This is a genomic window from Phytobacter palmae (assembly GCF_039409775.1).
Lineage (GTDB): Bacteria > Pseudomonadota > Gammaproteobacteria > Enterobacterales > Enterobacteriaceae > Phytobacter > Phytobacter palmae.
In genome coordinates this window covers 39,596-59,189 of sequence record NZ_JBCIVJ010000015.1, presented here as the reverse complement: position 1 = coordinate 59,189, position 19,594 = coordinate 39,596, and the positions used below count along the sequence as shown (strand labels likewise).

24 protein-coding genes are annotated in these 19,594 nt (G+C 51.2%); 13 read left to right on the top strand and 11 right to left on the bottom strand.

Annotated elements, in window-relative coordinates; genetic code table 11:
* Position 1 precedes the first annotated feature (1 nt).
* From AAIG39_RS17845 to AAIG39_RS17830, 4 genes are read left to right on the top strand one after another with little or no spacing between them, the layout of a single operon-like run.
* On the top strand, positions 2 to 163 hold the full coding sequence (locus AAIG39_RS17845) for a hypothetical protein (protein ID WP_343194413.1): 162 nt from the start codon (positions 2 to 4) through the stop codon (positions 161 to 163).
* Positions 160 to 1,017, top strand: coding sequence for an MmcB family DNA repair protein (locus tag AAIG39_RS17840; protein WP_343194412.1), 858 nt, complete (start codon positions 160 to 162; stop codon positions 1,015 to 1,017). Before AAIG39_RS17845 ends, AAIG39_RS17840 begins: the two co-directional genes overlap by 4 nt.
* Positions 1,014 to 1,232: a TraR/DksA C4-type zinc finger protein gene (locus tag AAIG39_RS17835; RefSeq protein WP_343194411.1), complete on the top strand. Its 219-nt coding sequence runs from the start codon at positions 1,014 to 1,016 to the stop codon at positions 1,230 to 1,232. Before AAIG39_RS17840 ends, AAIG39_RS17835 begins: the two co-directional genes overlap by 4 nt.
* 37 nt (positions 1,233 to 1,269) lie before the next feature.
* Positions 1,270 to 1,506 (top strand): hypothetical protein, encoded by a 237-nt coding sequence (locus AAIG39_RS17830; protein WP_079496497.1) that lies wholly within the window; start codon positions 1,270 to 1,272, stop codon positions 1,504 to 1,506.
* On the opposite strand, the gene AAIG39_RS17825 is transcribed toward AAIG39_RS17830, so the two are convergent.
* Together AAIG39_RS17825 and fumD are read right to left on the bottom strand one after the other, a co-directional pair.
* The gene (locus tag AAIG39_RS17825) at positions 1,476 to 2,669 is read right to left on the bottom strand and encodes a tyrosine-type recombinase/integrase (RefSeq protein WP_343194410.1); all 1,194 of its coding nucleotides are present in this window, start codon (positions 2,667 to 2,669) and stop codon (positions 1,476 to 1,478) included. The genes AAIG39_RS17830 and AAIG39_RS17825 overlap by 31 nt on opposite strands.
* 405 nt (positions 2,670 to 3,074) lie before the next feature.
* On the bottom strand, positions 3,075 to 3,290 hold the full coding sequence (fumD, locus tag AAIG39_RS17820; protein ID WP_090086563.1) for a fumarate hydratase FumD: 216 nt from the start codon (positions 3,288 to 3,290) through the stop codon (positions 3,075 to 3,077).
* A 110-nt stretch (positions 3,291 to 3,400) separates the two neighbouring features.
* Between fumD and AAIG39_RS17815 the strand changes: the two genes are divergently transcribed.
* Positions 3,401 to 3,646 carry a nucleotidyltransferase family protein gene (locus AAIG39_RS17815; protein ID WP_090086561.1) on the top strand — a complete coding sequence of 82 codons (246 nt, stop codon included), beginning with the start codon at positions 3,401 to 3,403 and terminating at the stop codon, positions 3,644 to 3,646.
* A gap of 27 nt (positions 3,647 to 3,673) precedes the next feature.
* Here AAIG39_RS17815 and AAIG39_RS17810 read toward each other — a convergent pair whose 3' ends face one another.
* Positions 3,674 to 4,432, bottom strand: coding sequence for a DUF481 domain-containing protein (locus tag AAIG39_RS17810; protein ID WP_090086559.1), 759 nt, complete (start codon positions 4,430 to 4,432; stop codon positions 3,674 to 3,676).
* Positions 4,433 to 4,724: 292 nt separating this feature from the next.
* On the opposite strand from AAIG39_RS17810, the gene pfkB reads away from it, so the two are divergent.
* The 3 genes from pfkB (at position 4,725) to AAIG39_RS17795 (ending at position 7,020) form a co-directional block, all read left to right on the top strand.
* Positions 4,725 to 5,657: a 6-phosphofructokinase II gene (gene pfkB / locus AAIG39_RS17805; protein ID WP_343194409.1), complete on the top strand. Its 933-nt coding sequence runs from the start codon at positions 4,725 to 4,727 to the stop codon at positions 5,655 to 5,657.
* Between the two features lie 106 nt (positions 5,658 to 5,763).
* Positions 5,764 to 6,054 (top strand): type V toxin-antitoxin system endoribonuclease antitoxin GhoS, encoded by a 291-nt coding sequence (ghoS, locus tag AAIG39_RS17800; RefSeq protein ID WP_343194408.1) that lies wholly within the window; start codon positions 5,764 to 5,766, stop codon positions 6,052 to 6,054.
* Between the two features lie 105 nt (positions 6,055 to 6,159).
* Positions 6,160 to 7,020 carry a fructosamine kinase family protein gene (locus AAIG39_RS17795; protein ID WP_090086553.1) on the top strand — a complete coding sequence of 287 codons (861 nt, stop codon included), beginning with the start codon at positions 6,160 to 6,162 and terminating at the stop codon, positions 7,018 to 7,020.
* A 36-nt stretch (positions 7,021 to 7,056) separates the two neighbouring features.
* Here AAIG39_RS17795 and AAIG39_RS17790 read toward each other — a convergent pair whose 3' ends face one another.
* Positions 7,057 to 7,593, bottom strand: coding sequence for a YniB family protein (locus AAIG39_RS17790; protein ID WP_343194407.1), 537 nt, complete (start codon positions 7,591 to 7,593; stop codon positions 7,057 to 7,059).
* Positions 7,594 to 7,738: 145 nt separating this feature from the next.
* Between AAIG39_RS17790 and hxpB the strand changes: the two genes are divergently transcribed.
* The 4 genes from hxpB (at position 7,739) to AAIG39_RS17770 (ending at position 11,514) form a co-directional block, all read left to right on the top strand.
* Complete coding sequence (hxpB, locus tag AAIG39_RS17785) at positions 7,739 to 8,407, top strand: hexitol phosphatase HxpB (RefSeq protein ID WP_343194406.1); 669 nt, start codon at positions 7,739 to 7,741, stop codon at positions 8,405 to 8,407.
* A 136-nt stretch (positions 8,408 to 8,543) separates the two neighbouring features.
* Positions 8,544 to 9,305 (top strand): 2-dehydro-3-deoxy-D-gluconate 5-dehydrogenase KduD, encoded by a 762-nt coding sequence (gene kduD, locus AAIG39_RS17780; RefSeq protein ID WP_343194405.1) that lies wholly within the window; start codon positions 8,544 to 8,546, stop codon positions 9,303 to 9,305.
* Positions 9,306 to 9,401: 96 nt separating this feature from the next.
* On the top strand, positions 9,402 to 9,992 hold the full coding sequence (locus AAIG39_RS17775; RefSeq protein WP_090086545.1) for a metal-dependent hydrolase: 591 nt from the start codon (positions 9,402 to 9,404) through the stop codon (positions 9,990 to 9,992).
* A gap of 130 nt (positions 9,993 to 10,122) precedes the next feature.
* On the top strand, positions 10,123 to 11,514 hold the full coding sequence (locus tag AAIG39_RS17770) for an L-cystine transporter (RefSeq protein ID WP_090086541.1): 1,392 nt from the start codon (positions 10,123 to 10,125) through the stop codon (positions 11,512 to 11,514).
* Between the two features lie 53 nt (positions 11,515 to 11,567).
* On the opposite strand, the gene cedA is transcribed toward AAIG39_RS17770, so the two are convergent.
* Positions 11,568 to 11,822 (bottom strand): cell division activator CedA, encoded by a 255-nt coding sequence (cedA, locus tag AAIG39_RS17765; protein WP_090086819.1) that lies wholly within the window; start codon positions 11,820 to 11,822, stop codon positions 11,568 to 11,570.
* Positions 11,823 to 12,031: 209 nt separating this feature from the next.
* On the opposite strand from cedA, the gene katE reads away from it, so the two are divergent.
* Entirely contained in the window at positions 12,032 to 14,290 is a 2,259-nt protein-coding gene (gene katE, locus AAIG39_RS17760; protein ID WP_343194404.1) for a catalase HPII, read from the top strand.
* A 36-nt stretch (positions 14,291 to 14,326) separates the two neighbouring features.
* On the opposite strand, the gene chbG is transcribed toward katE, so the two are convergent.
* The 6 genes from chbG to AAIG39_RS17730 all read right to left on the bottom strand — a co-directional run bounded on the left by chbG (position 14,327) and on the right by AAIG39_RS17730 (position 19,547).
* On the bottom strand, positions 14,327 to 15,085 hold the full coding sequence (gene chbG, locus AAIG39_RS17755; RefSeq protein WP_343194403.1) for a chitin disaccharide deacetylase: 759 nt from the start codon (positions 15,083 to 15,085) through the stop codon (positions 14,327 to 14,329).
* A 7-nt stretch (positions 15,086 to 15,092) separates the two neighbouring features.
* Complete coding sequence (locus AAIG39_RS17750) at positions 15,093 to 16,439, bottom strand: 6-phospho-beta-glucosidase (protein WP_343194402.1); 1,347 nt, start codon at positions 16,437 to 16,439, stop codon at positions 15,093 to 15,095.
* Between the two features lie 99 nt (positions 16,440 to 16,538).
* A complete protein-coding gene (chbR, locus tag AAIG39_RS17745) occupies positions 16,539 to 17,375 on the bottom strand; it encodes a transcriptional regulator ChbR (RefSeq protein WP_090086533.1) in 837 nt (278 codons plus the stop codon).
* A 19-nt stretch (positions 17,376 to 17,394) separates the two neighbouring features.
* On the bottom strand, positions 17,395 to 17,739 hold the full coding sequence (gene chbA / locus AAIG39_RS17740; RefSeq protein ID WP_090086531.1) for a PTS N,N'-diacetylchitobiose transporter subunit IIA: 345 nt from the start codon (positions 17,737 to 17,739) through the stop codon (positions 17,395 to 17,397).
* A gap of 51 nt (positions 17,740 to 17,790) precedes the next feature.
* The gene (chbC, locus tag AAIG39_RS17735; protein WP_343194401.1) at positions 17,791 to 19,149 is read right to left on the bottom strand and encodes a PTS N,N'-diacetylchitobiose transporter subunit IIC; all 1,359 of its coding nucleotides are present in this window, start codon (positions 19,147 to 19,149) and stop codon (positions 17,791 to 17,793) included.
* Positions 19,150 to 19,229: 80 nt separating this feature from the next.
* A complete protein-coding gene (locus AAIG39_RS17730) occupies positions 19,230 to 19,547 on the bottom strand; it encodes a PTS sugar transporter subunit IIB (RefSeq protein WP_343194400.1) in 318 nt (105 codons plus the stop codon).
* Between the last annotated feature and the right edge of the window lie 47 nt (positions 19,548 to 19,594).

The window sequence follows — 19,594 nt, the reverse complement described above, 5'->3', positions numbered from 1 at the left end:
TATGGAGTGGAGTATTGAGGAACTTGCTTTGCTGGCCCGTCACAGTAACCCGGTTGTTTCAGAACTGACTGGCCGCAGCGTGGAAGAAGTCGCGGAGCGTCGCCTGCAGCGGAATATCGAAATCAACTGCTGGGACAAATTCGATCCGGAGCGTGAAGAATGAAATGGGGGCATAACGAATTAGCGCACGATCTGGCTGAACACCTACGCCAAAACACTGCCCGCATCTGCTGGGAAGATATGCAACTTGGTCCATCCGGCACATGCCGCCCTGACGTTTATGCAATGGCCCATAGCTACAGCAAATTTTGCCCGGTGGTTTATGAGGTGAAGGTTAGCGTGAGTGACTTCCGCGCAGACGTCACGGCCGGGAAGTACACCAAATACTTTAAATACGCTGGCGGCGTAGTGTTTGCGGTACCAGAAGGGCTACTCAAGAAAAGCGACATTCCGGAAGGCTGCGGCCTGATGATCCGGAAAGAAACAGGCTGGCACACCCTGAAAGGACCAACCATGCGCCAGATAGATAACCTACCACGCGATGCATGGATGAAATTGTTGATGGATGGTGTTACCCGGCAGGTAGAACGCACACAAATTAAAAGCCGCGCAATTAATACCTACTTTGTTGACCAAAAACTTATGAAAACCCACGGTGCTGAGATTGCCGATCTTGTGTGTCGTGCTCATCGGTCAAAAGAACGCCTGGAGCAGGAAATTAAGGCCAGGGATGAACGCCTTAAAGAGGTTCGCAAGGAAAGCCAGGAAGAGATTGAACGCAGACGCAAGCGTCGTGAAGAGGCTGAGGAAAGGCTTACAGATGCGCAGCAGGACCTGGCGAAAGCCTTGGGCCTTGAACCAAATGTGCCTATGTATGTGTTAATCCGCACGCTCTGGGAGGCTACACGCCGACTTACTGGTGACGAAGAAATCCAAAGGCTACGCGGTGTTTTAACACGCATCGAGAAAACTTTAAGTGATGGGTTACAACCCCTACCCGGGGAGAATGCAGCATGAAACCTGACACTATCGACGCCGCCAACGAGCTGGCACAGGCGCGTATTGATCTGACCGTTGCCAGTATGCGCATTAACCGAACCGCGGTATCAGCGACTCACTGTGATGAATGCGGTGATGCGATTGAAGAGGCTCGGCGCCGGGCAATGCCAGGCTGCCGGATGTGTGCGAGTTGCCAGGCTGACGCAGAAAAGCGCGGTAAGCACTTACGTTGAATTTACTGGCCCCGGCAGGGGCCATAGGGAGAGCAGAATGCATAAAGTTACTATTCCACCAGTGCTGGTAAACCGTGAGAATGTACAGGCTATGCTGGGCGGCATTTCACGCACGACGTTCTGGAGAAAACGCCAGGCCTGGCAAAAAAACGGAACGCCCTTTCCATCACCAGCGCCCGGCACAAACCCGGGGCGCGGTGGCGAGCAATATCGTTACTGTGATGTGATGAGTTTTTTTGAATCTCAGGGCCTGGTAGAGCCAACACAGGAATGAATATGAGCGGCCAGGCGCTCTACCGCATCCTGCTGTTCTTTGATGTATGCATGCTGGTCATAAACCGCGAGTACCCCGGCGAGTTTATGGCCCAGCACTTTTTCCGAAACATGGGGCTGAACACCCAGCTCACTCATTTTAGTTTTGGCAGTTCGGCGCAGGTCATGGATGGACCAGTGCGGAATATCCAGATCATCACGAAGCTGGGCGGCAAGGTTAAGAAGAACGCCCGCAGCCATTGGCCGGTCTTCTTTTTTTGCCGCAGGGGGGAAGACCTGCTGAAAATCAGGGTAAAGAGCAAACGCTTGTTTTAATAACCTCACGGCCTCGGCAGACAATCCTCGCTCGAAGGGCTCCCGCGTTTTCGAACTGCTTTCCGGCACGTACCAGACCTTTCCCTCGAGGTCGAATTCGTTCTTTTTAGCGAGCCGCATTTCTACACCCCGGCACGCGGTCAGCAACAGCAATTTCAACATCAGTTTGTTTTGTTCAGTGATGGTCGAAGCTTCTACAGCTAACCAGAATGCGCCGATCTCTTTGTCGTTAAAAACGCGTTTTCCGGTCTTTACAGGCTTACCGACATCCATCACACGCAGTTCAGCAACGGGATTAAAACGTATGAGCCCGGTACGGATGCAATATGAAAATACTGTTTTCATGCGCGACAGCATTTCACCAGCAAACGTCTCAGCGCCGTTTGCTCGCATTCTGGCAAATACAGGCTCCCAGTGCTTAACCTCCATGTCTTCAACGACCATTGAACCAACCTGGCTCACAACGTGGCGATTTAGCGCCCTTTCCCAGTGATCGTGTTTTACCAGGCGTTTGGCGGGTGCACTTTCAAGCCACGCTTTTATACATGCCTCAACTGTGGGTGACGAACGCTGTTTATCCAGCTTCATTTCTCTGACGGTGATCGGGTCTTTTCCGGTACCTAAAATCTTTTTTGCTTCTACAACGGCTTCACGGGCTTCTTTTAGCGAAACCTCGTCATACTGGCCGAGAGACATTCGACGCGGCTTCCCATTGAACTGGTAGCGAAACTGAAAAACGATCATACCTGCGGGTGTTATTCTGACGGACAAGCCGGCGGCGTCTGATAGTTCGTAACGCTTGTCACACGGTTTTCCTTTTAACTTCCTCAGTTTCGCATCAGTGAGCATCTCGTTTCCTTACTGTGTACATAGGTGTGTACAAAAATAGCGTGGCACAAACACGCACAGAGAGAAACGAAGTGAAACACCGAGACGGGAGAAAGTCAAAGCTGATGAGGGTTTAAACGGAGGGATTGAAACGGAGTGGAATCACGTGAAACTTCGCACATGTCTTACACGAAAGATCACATACGAAGTAAATATTTGTTTAATCGAGATAAATTACGCCGCCATCTAACCAACAATCGCTAAATTGGCGCGTAATCTGTTACGTCAATGAAAGCCATCATGGCTCACACTTTTCATTGCGTCAGAGGATGGTAACACTAAAAAAAGTGGGAATGTACTGCTTGTTTGATATTGGTTCCTTTGACTATTTTCTGTGTCCGTCGACTGGCTCACCAAAAAAGAACCTCAGGAAGCTTCAAAACCAAGCGCGCGGATGACTTCCGCCATGGCCTGTTTGGTTAATTCCTTACGCGGCACACGCTGATTCGCCAACATCGTTCGCACCATCCCGGCGATCACCACATGTTTTGGTTCCTGGCCAAGGTCTCGCATCTCAAGTACCACTTTCCCGACAACCCGGCACATTTCTTCGTACAATTCGGCATCTTTTGTCTTACCCATTCACTCCCCCATGAGGTGATCACGACTTTCGGTGGTTTGTTATTCTTTTGTTACTCATTAATAATACTGAATATCAACAGTAAGGTGATCATCACAATAAGGAAATGTCGATGTCTTTTACCTCACAAGAACGCGCTGCCCTGCTCGCCTGTAAAGGTGTTGGCCCGAAAGTTATCGAACGTCTGGAGCAAATGGGATTTAGTTCACTGGATCAACTTAGTAGCGCATCCGTTGACGATATCCTCGCCCAGGGTGCGGCACTTGTCGGATCAACCTGCTGGAAAAACAGTCCGCAGGCAAAATCGGCCATTAGCAATGCCATTGCGCTGGCAAACAAAGCATCTTTAGGAAAATAAAGGGCCGGAGAACCCGGCCCGGTTCGGTTACATTTTGTAGCCGAGGGAGACCGTGGTTCGGCGATCGGTATGCTCTGGCGCCGATGAAGGCGGCTGAGAGTTCCAGGTCACGTTGTATGCCACTTTCAGACCAAAGTGATCATTAATAGCAACATTTAACGCGGTCTCAGAGTTCAGTGTCGTGTCATCTGAACCAAACACAGAGACGCCCTGTGTGAATTTGGCGTTGTCCGTCATCTGCCAGCTATAGGTCCCAGAGGCATAGCCCAGACCTTGCGTTTTGGTGTCCCCGTCAGTGTATTCGTCGTAACGAACACCGGGACCAAATTCAAAGCGGAAACTGTGCACCGGACCATTGAGGAACTGACGACCGTAACCAGCGGTCAGAACATCACGCTCACGATAACCGTTGTAGCGATCGGTCAACCAGCTTGCCTGGCCAAACAGATAATCGTAATCCGTCATGTTGTAACGGCTACGTCCACCTACGGAATATTTCTCTGAGGAACGTTCATCATTTGATGAAGTGTTGCTCGCGGTTCCCCATAAAGACCATGCGGTGGTTGTACCATACCAGGTCAGGGTAGAGTCTGCGGTCAGAGAAGAACTTGTAGTATTACCAGACTGGGCCAGGTAACCACCGTTAACGCTACCTTCAAACGGTTTCTTGGCGGTGGAGGGGTCATCCATAACAGTAAAAACGGTGTCATCTGCGGCAGCATTCAACGACGCAAGCACGCCTCCCGCGAGAACAATCAGCACGGGTACTGTCTTAAAAAGCTTCATTTATAAGGAGTCCGAACAACTAAAAAAGAGACCGTAACGGTCCCGGAAACTTTCAGGTGGATCAACGACCAACGGTCCATTGAAAGGTAACAAATTATAAAAAGCCCCGTTTAACATAGCAATGAATTCTTATTTCATTTTTTGAATAAGACAGATCTCAAATAGACATTAAATGTATAAAAATTTGATCTCAACTTATCGAAAATTCATATTTTAAATCATCGCTTTATTTACATTGTCTTCTGAGTATCAGATGCCAGAATTAATATACTCACCGTAAAAGGAGATCATTATGGTATCGGTTTATACCCTGACGCTGGCCCCATCCCTTGATAGCGCGACGCTTACGCCGCACATTTATCCGGAAGGGAAACTTCGCTGTAGTGCACCTGTCTTTGAACCCGGAGGCGGAGGAATTAATGTTGCGCGCGCCATCGCTCATCTTGGGGGAAAAGCCACGGCGATTTTCCCGGCAGGAGGCGCTACAGGCGAACATTTGACGGCGCTGCTTGCCGATGAAAATGTTCCCACGCAATGCGTCGAAACGCACGACTGGACCCGGCAAAATCTGCACGTGCATGTTGAGGCCAGTGGCGAGCAATACCGTTTTGTGATGCCTGGCGCCACCCTGACTGCTGATGAATTCCGCCTGCTGGAAGAGAAAGTGCTCGCCATTGAGAGCGGCGCGATCCTTGTGATTAGCGGTAGCCTGCCGCCGGGTATTGACGTGACAAAACTGACGCAACTGATTAAAGCGGCGCAACAAAAAGGTATCCGTTGCATTGTCGACAGTTCGGGCGATGCCCTTTCCGCTGCGCTCGATATCGGCAATATCGAACTGGTCAAGCCGAACCAGAAAGAGCTCAGCGCATTGGCAGGACGGGAATTGACGCAGCCCGATGACGTTCAGAATGCTGCAAAAGAGATTGTTCGTCAGGGCAAAGCGTTACGGGTCGTTGTTTCTCTCGGTCCACAGGGCGCGCTGGCTGTCGATGGTAGCCAGTGTGTCCAGGCTGTGCCGCCACCGATGAAAAGCCAGAGCACCGTAGGCGCAGGCGACAGTATGGTTGGCGCGATGACACTGAAACTTGCCGAAGGCGCATCGCTTGAAGACATGGTGAAGTTCGGTGTCGCCGCCGGGAGTGCTGCGACAATCAATCAGGGGACCAAATTGTGTTCCCGCGCCGACACACAAAAAATCTACGATTACCTGCGCAATCTCTGAAAATGCGCCCTCGCCTTACTGCGAGGGCTTTCCTTCCCCTGCCGCAGTCGACAAATCCCCTTCGCCGACTATGCTAAAAAAATTCAGGATAACAACGAGGTGAATTATGAGCAGCGACGGTATTACCCGCTACGTGGTCACAGTGAAATTTCACGAGCAGAGCCTGGCTGAAATCAATGAACTGAATAACCAATTTACGCGCGCCGGGTTTCTGCTGACTCTCACGGACGAAGAAGGCAAGGTGCATGATCTTGGGACAAATACCTTTGGCCTTATCAGCCCGCTGAACGAACAAGAGGTCAGTGAGTTGGCCAGTGGCCTTGCAGATAGTGTTGTCAGCGGGAAGCCTGACATTAGCGTAACGACCTGGGAAGCATGGCAAAAAGAGACACAATAAGTGCCATTGTCCGTCCCAGGATGCGCAGGTGTGCGTTGGTTCGTATTTTTTCATAGCAGTAGTGCGCTAACCTTATGATCTGGCTGATAACATGGGGGACATATCATGTGGCAAGCAATTAGTCGTCTGTTAAGCGAACAACTCGGTGATGGTGAGATCGAACAGCGTGACGAGTTGCCAGGTGGAGAAATCCATGCTGCATGGCACCTGCGTTATGGTGGTCAGGATTTGTTTGTAAAATGCGATGAACGGGAATTACTGCCCATCTTCACCGCAGAAGCTGACCAGCTTGAACTGCTCTCCCGCAGTAACACGGTACGCGTACCCAAAGTTCTCGCCGTCGGCAGCGACCGCGACTACAGCTTCCTGGTAATGGAATATCTCCCTGCCCGCCCTCTTGATGCCCACAGCGCTTTTTTACTCGGCCAGCAGCTGGCGCGGCTGCATGAGTGGAGCGACCAGCCGCAGTTCGGTCTTGATTTTGATAACGACCTGTCGACAACACCGCAACCCAATGCCTGGCAACGTCGCTGGTCAACGTTCTTTGCCGAACAACGTATCGGCTGGCAACTGGAGCTGGCAGCCGAAAAAGGGCTGGAGTTTGGCAATATCGACGCCATTGTCGAACATGTTCAGCAGCGCCTAGCTTCGCATCAGCCTCAGCCATCGTTGCTACATGGCGATCTGTGGTCAGCAAACTGTGCGCTCGGTCCGGACGGTCCGTTTATTTACGATCCGGCGTGTTACTGGGGAGACAGAGAATGTGACCTGGCGATGCTGCCGCTGCATCCGGATCAGCCACCACAAATTTATGATGGCTACCAGTCCGTATGCCCCTTACCCGGCGATTTCCTCGACCGTCAGCCCGTGTATCAGCTTTATACTCTCTTTAACCGGGCGATTCTGTTCGGTGGACAGCACCTGGTAACGGCGCAAAAAGCGCTGGAGCGGGTACTTGCCGCCTGATGCAACGATAAGGCCACGCTGAGATGGCCTTTTCTGTCAAAGGAAGCCGAGCAGCGAAAAAAAGAAATAGCCTGCGACGATACAAATGACAGGCAGGACATAGAGCGGGAAAATCTGCAGGAAGATGGTGTGATGTGGCACCACGATACGCGCTTCGATCTCTTCTCGTGACAGCCCTTCGGCACCTTTTGCTTTTTCCAGAATCAGTTGATCCTCAAGGTTTTCACGCAGAAAACGCGTCTGGCGACTCATCCTTGCCCCGGAGGCCTGCAGCGCCAGCCCGACAAAAATCAGCACGAAAATAATCCAGAAACCGATATTAAGCTGATGATGAAAATCCGGCGTGGGTGAGTTGTACCAGAAAAAATTGAGGAATGGCGTGTTAAACCGAATCATCTCAATCATCACATGCGCGAAATCCAGCATAACGGCATTAATGCCCGGCTGTTTTTCACTGTGGTCATACATAAACTTAAGTACTGAAATAATTGTCGAAATCACTGCCGGGATAAAAATAACCCACCCCAGGACGCGTTTTAATATGGCAATGCGTCCAGCTTGTTGATACGTCATGGATTCCCCTTGTGAGACGTTCCGTTTTCCGCCTAAGTCTACCCTCTCATATTCATTTTCGCCCGATCTTTAAAGACGGTATGATGACCTTCTGACCATAAAAAGTGTTTCTCCCTGTGTTCTGACGCAAAAAAGAGAGGTGTGAATGTCTGCCCCGCGACAAATACTCGCTGCCATTTTCGATATGGATGGATTAATTATGGACTCAGAGCCACTCTGGGATCGCGCTGAACTGGATGTCATGGCAAGCCTTGGGGTTGATACCACCCGCCGCGATGAGCTACCGGATACCCTTGGTCTGCGCATTGATGTGGTTGTTGGCCTGTGGTTCGACCGCCAGCCATGGAGTGGTCCGGACTGTAATGAAGTTACGAATCGCATCATCAGTCGCGCCATTACCCTGGTGGAAGAGACGCGCCCGCTGCTTCCTGGCGCGCGCGAAGCGATTGCCCTATGCAAAGCCAGCGGGCTGAAAGTGGGGCTGGCTTCGGCATCACCGCTGCATATGCTGGAAAAAACGCTCTCTCTGTTTGGCCTGCGCGATAATTTCGATGCGCTGGCCTCCGCCGAAAAGCTGCCATACAGCAAACCCCATCCGCAGGTTTATCTGGACTGCGCCGCGAAGCTTGGCGTCGACCCGCTCACCTGTGTGGCGCTGGAAGATTCCGTCAATGGAATGATTGCCAGTAAAGCCGCACGGATGCGTTCTGTCGTGGTACCTGCGAAAGAGAACCGTGATGACCCACGTTATGCGCTGGCTGATGTGAAGTTATCCAGCCTTGAAGAGCTTACCGTGGCGCATCTTTGCGGCTAACCCCTGCCACCAGAGACGGTCTGAACTGTCTCTGGTTTATTTTTTTAAAACATCGTTTCAATTTATTTGTAATTCTTCCTCTCTGCCCCTATCCTCATCTCAGGCAATATGACAATAACCGGGACCCGGGGGAATTATGATTCTTGATGCCTTTTCGCTTGCAAATAAAGTCGCTATCGTCACCGGCTGCGATACCGGTCTGGGACAAGGAATGGCGCTGGGGCTTGCCGAAGCAGGATGCCATATTGTCGGCGTTGGCCGTAAAAAACCACAGGAGACCGCCGAACGAGTCACTGCGCTGGGCCGCAAGTTCCTTGCTATCCAGGCCGATCTCGGCAAACAAGAGTGCCTTAATGACATTGTCAGCCAGAGCGTTTCGCAGATGGGTCGCATTGATATTTTGCTCAATAACGCCGGGACCATCCGCCGCTGCGACGCACTCGAATTTAGCGAGAAAGACTGGGACGATGTGATGAATCTCAACGTTAAAACGGTCTTCTTTCTTTCTCAGGCTGTCGCCCGCCAGTTTATTGCTCAGGGTGGCGGTGGGAAAATCATCAATATTGCTTCTATGCTTTCGTTCCAGGGCGGTATCCGCGTACCGTCGTATACGGCATCCAAAAGCGGTGTTCTGGGATTGACCCGTCTGCTGGCCAATGAATGGGCATCACATAATATTAATGTTAATGCCATAGCCCCTGGCTACATGGCAACTAACAATACCCAGGCATTACGGGAAGACGCAGAGCGTAACCAGGAGATTGTTGATCGCATTCCGGCCGGTCGCTGGGGAAACCCGGATGATCTCAAAGGCCCGGCGGTCTTTCTTGCTTCTGCGGCCTCGGACTATATTAATGGTTTTACCCTTGCCGTGGATGGTGGCTGGCTGGCGCGTTAAATGTCATTCTTGTGACAAAGAGTTACACCGTCACCTCTTCCGCCTACTGTATAAAAACCCTATACTGTATGCATCGACAGTTTAGCGAGTTTTATCATGACGGCGGAAGGACACCTGCTTTTTTCTATTGCCTGCGCGGTGTTTGCCAAAAATGCCGAATTGACGCCTGTGCTGGCACACGGGGATTGGTGGCATATTGTTCCTTCAGCAATTTTGACCTGCCTTCTGCCCGATATTGATCACCCGAAGTCCTTTCTTGGGCAGCGGCTAAAATGGATCTCAAAGCCCGTGGCCCGCATGTTCGGTCATCGTGGTTTTACCCATAGTCTGCTGGCCGTTTTTATTGGGTTAACCCTGTTCTATCTCAAAGTGCCCGATAGCTGGATCATCCCGGCAGATGCCTTGCAGGGATTGGTTCTGGGTTATTTGAGCCATATTCTTGCCGATATGATAACCCCGGCGGGTGTACCTCTGCTCTGGCCCTGCCGCTGGCGATTCCGTCTGCCATTGCTCTCGCCGCAGCGTGGTAACCAACTTGAACGTGTGTTATGCATGGCCCTGTTCACCTGGGCGCTGTGGATGCCACAAACATTGCCCGATAATAGTGCAGTGCGCTGGTCATCACAGGTGATTAATTTGCTGCAAAATCAGTTCAATCGCTTTATACATCAACAGATCGACCATTAAACCGCCATTTTCTTCCCTTACGGCATAATTCATTCCATTTGGATATAAGGCTTGCAGACCTCTTCTGCTAACCTTCCGCCATTGGCTGACCTTTGGATGCCGGCCTTATAATGAGATCAGGAGAACGGGGATGAACTTTCCTTTAATCGCAAACGTTGTAGTGTTTGTCGCACTGCTGCTGTTGCTGGCGCAAACGCGTCACAAACAGTGGAGTCTGGCAAAAAAAGTGCTGGCCGGTTTAGGTCTGGGCGTAGTGTTTGGCCTTGCGTTGCAGGCCATTTATGGCGCAGATAACCCGGTACTGAAAAACTCAATTCAGTGGTTCAACGTGGTCGGTAATGGCTACGTGCAACTGCTACAGATGATTGTTATGCCGCTGGTTTTTGCTTCTATTCTGAGCGCCGTTGCCCGCCTGCACAACGCCTCTCAGTTGGGTAAAATCAGCTTCTTAACCATCGGCACCCTGCTGTTTACCACGCTGATTTCAGCCCTGGTTGGCGTCATGATGACCAACCTCTTCGGTCTGACCGCCGAAGGACTGGTTCAGGGTTCCGCCGAAACGGCACGTCTGACGGCTATTCAGACCAATTATGTGGGCAAAGTGGCCGATCTGAGCGTACCGCAGCTACTGTTGTCGTTTGTACCGAAGAACCCGTTTGCCGATCTGACTGGTGCAAACCCAACCTCCATTATCAGCGTCGTGATTTTCGCGGCATTCCTGGGTGTCGCCGCCCTGAAACTGCTCAAAGACGATGCGCCGAAAGGCGAACGTGTTCTTACCGCCATTGATACGCTGCAAAGCTGGGTAATGAAACTGGTGCGTCTGGTTATGCAACTCACGCCGTACGGCGTACTGGCACTCATGACCAAAGTTGTGGCCGGTTCTAACATCCAGGACATTATTAAACTCGGTAGCTTTGTTATCGCCTCCTATATTGGTCTTGGCATTATGTTTGTGGTGCATGGCCTGCTGCTGGGGGTAAATGGGATCAGCCCGCTGAAATACTTCCGTAAGGTATGGCCGGTACTGACGTTCGCGTTTACCAGCCGTTCCAGCGCCGCATCTATTCCACTGAATGTGGAAGCACAGACTCGCCGTCTGGGTGTACCTGAGTCTATCGCCAGCTTCTCCGCTTCGTTCGGAGCGACCATTGGTCAGAATGGCTGTGCAGGGCTCTACCCGGCAATGCTGGCCGTAATGGTTGCCCCGACAGTCGGCATCAACCCGCTGGATCCGATGTGGATTGCGACGCTGGTAGGTATTGTGACGGTCAGTTCTGCGGGTGTCGCCGGTGTGGGTGGGGGCGCGACTTTCGCCGCACTGATTGTGCTGCCGGCGATGGGCTTACCGGTAACGCTGGTTGCACTGCTGATTTCGGTGGAGCCACTGATCGACATGGGGCGTACGGCGCTTAATGTCAGCGGCTCAATGACCGCAGGTACGCTGACCAGCCAGTGGCTTAAACAGACGGACAAAACCATTCTGAACAGTGAAGAGGACGCCGAACTGGCACATCGCTAAGTTCGCGATATCTGAAACGAAAACCGCCTGACAAGTCATTGCAGGCGGTTTTTTTATTCGTCGATTTCACCTTCCTGGCGAATCTGTGTTGCCCAGCGCTGAGCGGATTCAGGCACATTGAAAACAGGTGAACGCGTAAAACGCTCGCCCTGCAACACGAAGGCCACATACTTTCCGCGCAATAACCAGACGTCACGAAACCCGTCAACCTTCACAGCATGTTCAGGTGGTGCAGGCTCGATACGGGGTACATAGCTGATAACACGACGGTTTTGATGGCGCAAAGGTTTCATAAGCGAAGAGTTCACAAAAACGAATTCCACTAACACGAAAGTCCTATCATAGCCGATCGTCACCCCGCGCGTCGCCTTCGGGCTGATTTTCTGCGGATTTTTGCCGTTTTACCTGCCCGCCCGTAGCCGTTGCGCCTGAGCACTGTCCTGAGTTGTTCTATAGTTAGAAGGGTTTTGCCAAAGCAACGACCATTTTTCAGCAATGAAAACAGGAGATGTGCTCAATGTCGGATAAAGAACAAAGCCCTAAAAATCATCAATCACCTGTACATGATGCAAGTGAGTCAAAACCCGGTCTGGATTCTCTGGCGCCGGCAGATGGTTCCCATCAACCCTCCCCCCGGCTCTCTGCGCCCGGTGAGCAACCAACCGCGCCAGGCAGTTTAAAGGCCCCCAATACCGCCAATGAGAAGCTCACTGCGCTGGAAGCCTTTCGTAAGGGGAGTGAGAATTTTCCACTGACGACGAATCAGGGTGTACGCATCGCAGACGATCAGAATTCACTGCGGGCAGGCACGCGTGGACCAACGCTGCTGGAAGACTTCATCCTGCGCGAAAAGATCACCCATTTCGACCACGAGCGCATCCCTGAGCGCATCGTCCACGCACGCGGCTCTGCCGCCCATGGCTATTTCCAGCCTTACGAAAGTTTATCAGCTATCACCAAAGCAGCGTTCCTCTCTGACCCGGAGAAAATCACCCCGGTATTTGTGCGCTTTTCAACGGTTCAGGGGGGCGCGGGCTCCGCCGATACCGTGCGGGATATTCGTGGATTCGCCACCAAGTTTTACACCGAGGAGGGTATCTTCGATTTGGTAGGCAATAACACGCCCGTCTTTTTTATTCAGGACGCACATAAATTCCCGGATTTTGTTCATGCGGTAAAACCAGAGCCTCACTGGGCAATTCCCCAGGGGCAGAGCGCCCATGACACCTTCTGGGATTATGTCTCGCTGCAGCCGGAGACATTACATAATGTTATGTGGGCCATGTCTGACCGGGGGATCCCACGCAGCTATCGCACAATGGAAGGCTTTGGTATTCATACCTTTCGCATGATTAATGCCGAAGGCCAGGCAACATTTGTGCGCTTTCACTGGAAACCGCTGGCAGGAAAAGCCTCCCTGGTGTGGGATGAATCGCAGAAACTGACCGGACGTGACCCCGATTTTCATCGCCGCGATCTGTGGGAAGCGATTGAAGCCGGTGATTACCCGGAATATGAGCTCGGATTACAGCTGATTCCTGAGGAAGACGAATTTAAATTTGATTTTGATCTCCTTGACCCGACGAAACTGATCCCGGAAGAGCTGGTGCCGGTAAAACGGGTGGGCAAAATGGTGCTCAATCGTAATCCGGATAATTTCTTTGCTGAAAACGAACAGGCCGCGTTTCACCCCGGTCATATTGTCCCGGGCCTCGATTTCTCTAATGATCCCCTGCTGCAGGGACGTCTGTTTTCCTATACGGATACGCAGATTAGCCGCCTTGGCGGGCCAAACTTTCATGAGATCCCGATAAACCGTCCTGCCTGCCCGTACCATAATTTTCAGCGCGACGGCATGCATCGAATGGATATCGATACTAACCCGGCAAATTATGAACCCAACTCGATTAATGATAACTGGCCACGCGAGACGCCGCCTGGCCCCAAACGGGGCGGATTCGAGTCGTATCAGGAACGGGTCGAAGGCGGCAAAATTCGCGAACGCAGCCCCTCGTTTGCAGAATATTATGCGCATCCACGGCTGTTCTGGTTAAGCCAGACGCCATTCGAACAGCAGCATATTATCGATGCTTTCAGCTTCGAGCTGAGTAAAGTCGTGCGCGAATATATTCGTGAACGGGTGGTTGATCAACTGGCGCATATTGACGTTCATCTGGCGAATGCCGTCGCCGGGAACCTCGGCATTACGCTCAGTGAAGAACAACGCAACATCGCGCCGCCGAAAGACGTTAACGGCCTGAAAAAAGATCCCTCGCTCAGCCTCTATGCCATCCCGGAGGGTTCCATCAAAGGCCGTATCGTCGCCGTGTTATTGAATGATAAAACGCGTGCCGACGATGTGCTCAAGATCCTGCAACGTCTTAAGGCAGAAGGTGTGCACGCAAAATTGCTCTATTCCCGAATGGGCAATGTCGTTGCCGATGATGGCTCAGTATTACCTGTCGCGGGAACCTTTGCGGGCGCACCATCGCTGACGGTGGATGGTGTCATCGTGCCAGGTGGCGATCTCAGCCAGCTCGTGAATAATGGCGATGCGCTTTACTATCTGCTGGAAGCTTACAAACATTTAAAACCCATTACGCTGCTGGGAGATGCCCGTCAATTCAGCACCGTTTTACAGGTTGCTCCGCAGGGTGAAGAAGGTGTGGTACAGGCCGACGATGCCGCGGGCAGCAGCATGGATGATTTCCTGGGATTATTGCGCGCGCACCGTATTTGGTCACGCATGAGTAAAATCGCCAGTATTCCTGCCTGATAAACACGCACCGCGGCCTCTGCCGCGGTGCGTGACTTACAGATCCCGAAAGGTACCTGGCCTGAAGGCTCGTTCGGCAATCGCCTCTTTCAACGATGGCTGCGTCAGCACATCCAGCTCGTCTAAGCGTGGATAACAGTATTTGCTGGCCATAAGCGTCTTATCGACAAATGCCGGATGAGTCATGATTTCCAGCGAACTGTCACCACGCTGCAAGCCGGCATCAAGAATCGACATAAATAGCGACGTTGATATCGCATCGCCATAAAAGTCGCTGGAAAAACCGCTTGTGCTGCGTACCTCGTTGGCTTCAATTCCCTGGCGCTGCGCATCATCACGATCGACACGCAATGGGATGTCTTTTTCGCGTGCAAACGCCGCAACCAGCGGGAAAATGGCGCCGATCATATGCACATGATGATGACTGTCGATATGTGACGGTGGCTCACCAAACAGCGCGATGAAGCGCGAGTACTGGCAGGCCAGCTCATCGGCAATCTCATCCAGCGGCAAAGAACCTTGCGCAGCCATATCCCAGACCCACTTTCCCAGTTGCCCCTCTCGCGTCAGTGATGGCGTATTTCCCACGGGTTTTCCCAGCGTCAGGGTAAAATGCAGCCCTACGGCCAGCTCCGGAACCTGAGTGCGCAAAGCAACGGCATGTTCGACAGCGGCCCCATTCACCAGCGCAGTCGTGGATGTGACGACACCGTTGCGGCAGGCTTCGACAATGCCGTAGTTCTGCCCACGGCTTAAGCCAAAGTCATCCGCATTGACGATTAAGAGTCTTTGCATAACCCCCTCACTGGTTGAAGGATGCTATTGTTGCAGCAAAACGCGGTAACCATTGCTGATTGGCCAGCAGCATATCGCGGGCCAGTTTTTCCGCATCTTTATCGGAGTGAATCAAAGGGTTAAGATTGAGCGCCAGTAAAATATCATTCAATTCACCGCTCAGTGCCGCGTTGCTTGCAGCAATCTCAAAGCCCTTAATGGTATAAATCAGCCCAAGAACCTTGTCGTCAAAGTGTCTTATCCGTGGATGCGGCGTTGCTCCATCGCGCCCCAGCAGACAGGTCATTTCTACTGCCCACTGCGCAGGAATATTTTCCACGCTTCCCCGGTGCGGCACATTCACATAATGTTCCGTCTGCTTATCATTAAAAATCGCATTGATCACTTCACAAGCGGCATCGGAATAATAGGCCCCGCCACGCATCTCCAGCGCTTTCGGCTTCACATTGAGTGTCGGATCTTTGTACATTTCAAAGAGGTTTTTTTCCACCTCCTGAACAACCTGAGCACGCGTCCCCCCCTTGTAGTATTCCCCCATTTCAATGCCCAGCATCTCTTTGGATTTGAAATAATATTGCAGATATGAACATGGCAGTAGATTGAGCGAACGCAGCAACCCCTCAGAGAAGGGTAAATCAAAGATATTCTTCACCGATGATTTCGCCAGCCGTCCGCAAGCCACCCCATCCATCAACTCGGCAAAACGCGACTCACCATTCACCAGCACATCTTTGATAAAGACCAGATGGTTTAGACCAAATAAATCGAGAGATAGCGTGTCCGTCGCGGCGAGTTGCAGAACATCACGGACAAACATTTTCATGCCGACGGGGACATTACATACGCCAATAAAGCGACGGAAGTTGGTATGGCGATACACCGCTTCTGTCACCATACCGGCCGGGTTGGTGAAATTGATCACCCATGCCTGGGGACAGAGTTCTTCCACATCACGAAGAATATCGAAAATAACCGGGATAGTGCGCAACCCTTTGAACAAGCCACCGGCGCCATTGGTCTCCTGACCAAGATAACCGTGACTTAAGGGAATGCGCTCATCAAGTTCCCGTGCTTTGAGCTGGCCGATACGAAATTGTGTGGTGACAAAATCCGCATCGCGCAGCGCTTCACGTCGATCAAGGGTTTTAAATATCTTTAAGGGAATTCCTGCTTTTTCCACCATGCGACAGCAAAGGTCATAAATGATATCCAGCTTATGTTTCCCCTCTTCCACATCTACCAGCCATAATTCACTGACAGGTAATTCGTGGTAGCGAAGAATAAATCCTTCCAGTAATTCCGGGGTATAACTGCTGCCACCGCCGATGGTGACAATTTTCAGTTTCGTCGTCATATTTTCTCCCTCTGGCCTGATGTTAAGACAAGCCGTGTCATTACCGCAGTGCGATAATTATAAATGATGATATTTGTTAACGGGGCAGAACCCCGCCAGTCAGGAAATATTTGTCAGTTGTTTACGGTAACTACCCGGTGTAAATGAGGTTAATCTTTTAAACGTTTTAATAAATAAGCTGGGGCTACTGTAGCCTGCCTCCCATGCAATATCATTAATAGAGAAATTCGAAATCTCAAGTTGCTTGCGGGCAAAATTAATCCGAATTTCATTAATAATTTGCAGCGGTGTTTTATGATAATAACGCTGCGTTGCCCTGGTTAAATATTCCTGAGATTTCCCGGACAGGGCGACCATATTTTCCAGCGCATGCTCACCAAAACGATGTTTGTCGTGCATCCCCTCAACGGTCATTTTCAACCATTGAGGAATGCAATCTTCCTCCTGCTGCTCCCGGTAATGACGCAGGCGATTGATAACATGGAAGGTTACATTTTCAATAAACTCATCGAGTTCACTATCACGAAAATTGAGTGACGCAATGACTGATTCAATGTATGCCAGAAACGTGGCTTTAATGCGATAACTCTGCGAGGCAACGAAACAAAACGGCACCAGTGAAAGATAATGGGTTTCAAAAAACTGTTTGCTGATCCCCACATTAAGAATCCGCGTCGCACCAAATTCATAGAAGCTCTGGTGGGTCGAACCGACGGGGATAAAGACAAAATCGCCTCGTTCCAGCAACACCCGTTTCCCGTTGATCACCTGATAGTAACGCCCGGTCAGAACAAGCGTAAATTCATAGTAATCATGCTGATGCAGCCCGCTGATACTCTCAACTTTGTTGTAGATAAACACGTGGAAAGGCCGGCCGTTAAAAAGCTGCTGCTCTCTGACAATTCTCGCGTCCGTCGCGTTTACCTCAGGCTGCATCGCGGGCTTCTCCTTATCGTCACATTTTTTCGTGCAGTTCAATCAGCTCGCTAATAAGCTCACGCGCCAGCATGGCTGTCATCAGATGATCCTGGGCGTGAACCAGCACGAGGCTCACTTTCATTTTACCCTGCCCCTCATCACTTTCAATGAGCTGCGTCTGGACGCGATGCGCCTCATGAAGGGCGGCATGGGATTGCGTCATCAGCGTTTTTGCCATCTCAAAATTGCCGAGTTTGGCTTGTTTTAACGCACTGTACGCCAGGCTTCGCGCCTGCCCCGCGTTGATAATAAGCCCCATGACGACCTCTTCCAGAGTATCGGTAGCGGCATCGGTTTCCGGCAGGTTATCTAAATCCAGCATGATGACTCCTCGTCTGTAGCCGCGGCGGTACACCGACCGCGGCGATTTTCCTTAAAATTTCAGCGCCTGAGCGATATCTTCCTCGCTCTCTTCGGCTTCAATAGTGTTCTGCGCTTTATTCGATATTACGACGAACGGCAGATAGAGCAGTGTCGCCACACCAAGGTTGAACAGCGCCAGCAACACGGCCGCGATACTGCCGTTGGTATTGAAGAAGGCACCCAGCCCTGTGGGCATAGTCCATGGTGCGATATTGGTGACAGGCGGGATGATCCCCATGTAGTAGGCTGTCATAGTAATGGCGGCCAGTACAGGTTGAACCAGGATAAACGGAATGAACATCAACGGGTTCATGATAATCGGCAGACCGAACATCATGGGTTCGTTAATCTGGAAAATCCCGGAAGGCAGCGCCAGCTTCGCCACCTGACGGTGATCGGCGCGGCGAGACGCAATAAAGATGGCAATGATTAACCCCAGCGTCGCCCCGGTGCCGCCCAGGAAGATGTAGGAATCGAGAACCGGTTTTGCCCATGCATGGAAGGTTTTCCCCGCGGCCAGCGCCGCATCAACGGAGCCATATTCGGTATAAAGCGCCACGTTTTCCAGCGCCCATGGCGTCATAATCCCGCTGTCCAGCGCGGCCAGAGCCAGTGAACCATGGACGCCAAAGAACCACAGTAGCGAGGTAAAAATGACGTATGCCCAACCTACTACGCCGCCCATTGCCGCCAGCGGTCTGGAGATGGAGTCCATAATGATCTGGTGGAAGGTGGTTCCGACGCCCGCCAGTCCCCAGGCGATAATCCCCATGACCGAGAGGATCACAAAACCCGGAATCAGCGCCGAAAAAGAACGAGCAACCGAGGCGGGTACGCTATCAGGTAATTTGATCACCCAGTTACGCCGAACGACGAAGGCGAACATTTCCGCGACAATAAGCCCAATCAGCATGCCGGAAATGATGTTTGAGCCACCGAGCCAGTTAGCATCTACCGCATAGGCTTCTCCCACGCTATATGGGGTTACCGTCATAAACGCCGCAACGGCCAACAACCCCGCCGCGAGGGGATCAACTTTGCGTTCCTCTGCCAGAGCCATACCAATAAAAAAAGGTGCCATCAGCGACATAATGCCCAACGTACCGTTATAGACATTACCGCCGATGGCTTTAAGGCCATTCAGGGAATCAATTGTTGACGCATCCAGTCGAATGCCAAGCGAGTAAAAAAAAGACCCTTCGCCAAAACTAAGAAAAACATTATTTATTAAAACAAACATGGCCCCTGCGAGCGTTAATGGCATTAATTTAATAAAACCATTTTTAATCGCGTTGACATGTGGTTGCTTGCCTATTTTCACCGCGAACGGTAGCAGTATCTTTTCCAGATAATTGATCGCTTTACTCATACAAATAAGCCCTTAAGTGCCGCAACATTGATTGCGGCATGAATGTGTGAAATTACTCTTTGACGGGAAAAATATAAAAATTAAAGCGCTGCTTTTTTAATGGCAGCAATAGCACTTTTAAGAACAGCTAAACCATCGACTTTGCCATAGAGCAGTGAATCAATAACTTCTACTGGCTTATCGGGTAAGATGCGCTGGATTTCGGGCAGCATATACGCAATTTGCGGACCTAACAGGACGACATCCGCCTGCGGACCTTTCTCTGCTGCCAGCGTTTCCGGAAAGGCATCGATAATCACTGGCACATTGTACTTTTCTGCCTGCGCACGCATTTTCGACACCAGCAACGAGGTGGACATGCCCGCAGAGCAGAACAAATAGATGACTTTCTTATCCATAAAACCTCCCTTGAGCGACGTTTATCATCGCAGGAACGCGTGATTAC

What these genes read in the sequence shown, in the direction of transcription:
- AAIG39_RS17845 (WP_343194413.1), top strand. Translation starts at nt 2, where the DNA reads ATGGAGTGGAGTATTGAGGAACTTGCTTTGCTGGCCCGTCACAGTAAC.
- AAIG39_RS17840 (WP_343194412.1), top strand. Translation starts at nt 160, where the DNA reads ATGAAATGGGGGCATAACGAATTAGCGCACGATCTGGCTGAACACCTA.
- AAIG39_RS17835 (WP_343194411.1), top strand. Translation starts at nt 1,014, where the DNA reads ATGAAACCTGACACTATCGACGCCGCCAACGAGCTGGCACAGGCGCGT.
- AAIG39_RS17830 (WP_079496497.1), top strand. Translation starts at nt 1,270, where the DNA reads ATGCATAAAGTTACTATTCCACCAGTGCTGGTAAACCGTGAGAATGTA.
- AAIG39_RS17825 (WP_343194410.1), bottom strand. Translation starts at nt 2,669, where the DNA reads ATGCTCACTGATGCGAAACTGAGGAAGTTAAAAGGAAAACCGTGTGAC.
- fumD (WP_090086563.1), bottom strand. Translation starts at nt 3,290, where the DNA reads ATGGGTAAGACAAAAGATGCCGAATTGTACGAAGAAATGTGCCGGGTT.
- AAIG39_RS17815 (WP_090086561.1), top strand. Translation starts at nt 3,401, where the DNA reads ATGTCTTTTACCTCACAAGAACGCGCTGCCCTGCTCGCCTGTAAAGGT.
- AAIG39_RS17810 (WP_090086559.1), bottom strand. Translation starts at nt 4,432, where the DNA reads ATGAAGCTTTTTAAGACAGTACCCGTGCTGATTGTTCTCGCGGGAGGC.
- pfkB (WP_343194409.1), top strand. Translation starts at nt 4,725, where the DNA reads ATGGTATCGGTTTATACCCTGACGCTGGCCCCATCCCTTGATAGCGCG.
- ghoS (WP_343194408.1), top strand. Translation starts at nt 5,764, where the DNA reads ATGAGCAGCGACGGTATTACCCGCTACGTGGTCACAGTGAAATTTCAC.
- AAIG39_RS17795 (WP_090086553.1), top strand. Translation starts at nt 6,160, where the DNA reads ATGTGGCAAGCAATTAGTCGTCTGTTAAGCGAACAACTCGGTGATGGT.
- AAIG39_RS17790 (WP_343194407.1), bottom strand. Translation starts at nt 7,593, where the DNA reads ATGACGTATCAACAAGCTGGACGCATTGCCATATTAAAACGCGTCCTG.
- hxpB (WP_343194406.1), top strand. Translation starts at nt 7,739, where the DNA reads ATGTCTGCCCCGCGACAAATACTCGCTGCCATTTTCGATATGGATGGA.
- kduD (WP_343194405.1), top strand. Translation starts at nt 8,544, where the DNA reads ATGATTCTTGATGCCTTTTCGCTTGCAAATAAAGTCGCTATCGTCACC.
- AAIG39_RS17775 (WP_090086545.1), top strand. Translation starts at nt 9,402, where the DNA reads ATGACGGCGGAAGGACACCTGCTTTTTTCTATTGCCTGCGCGGTGTTT.
- AAIG39_RS17770 (WP_090086541.1), top strand. Translation starts at nt 10,123, where the DNA reads ATGAACTTTCCTTTAATCGCAAACGTTGTAGTGTTTGTCGCACTGCTG.
- katE (WP_343194404.1), top strand. Translation starts at nt 12,032, where the DNA reads ATGTCGGATAAAGAACAAAGCCCTAAAAATCATCAATCACCTGTACAT.
- chbG (WP_343194403.1), bottom strand. Translation starts at nt 15,085, where the DNA reads ATGCAAAGACTCTTAATCGTCAATGCGGATGACTTTGGCTTAAGCCGT.
- AAIG39_RS17750 (WP_343194402.1), bottom strand. Translation starts at nt 16,439, where the DNA reads ATGACGACGAAACTGAAAATTGTCACCATCGGCGGTGGCAGCAGTTAT.
- chbR (WP_090086533.1), bottom strand. Translation starts at nt 17,375, where the DNA reads ATGCAGCCTGAGGTAAACGCGACGGACGCGAGAATTGTCAGAGAGCAG.
- chbA (WP_090086531.1), bottom strand. Translation starts at nt 17,739, where the DNA reads ATGCTGGATTTAGATAACCTGCCGGAAACCGATGCCGCTACCGATACT.
- chbC (WP_343194401.1), bottom strand. Translation starts at nt 19,149, where the DNA reads ATGAGTAAAGCGATCAATTATCTGGAAAAGATACTGCTACCGTTCGCG.
- AAIG39_RS17730 (WP_343194400.1), bottom strand. Translation starts at nt 19,547, where the DNA reads ATGGATAAGAAAGTCATCTATTTGTTCTGCTCTGCGGGCATGTCCACC.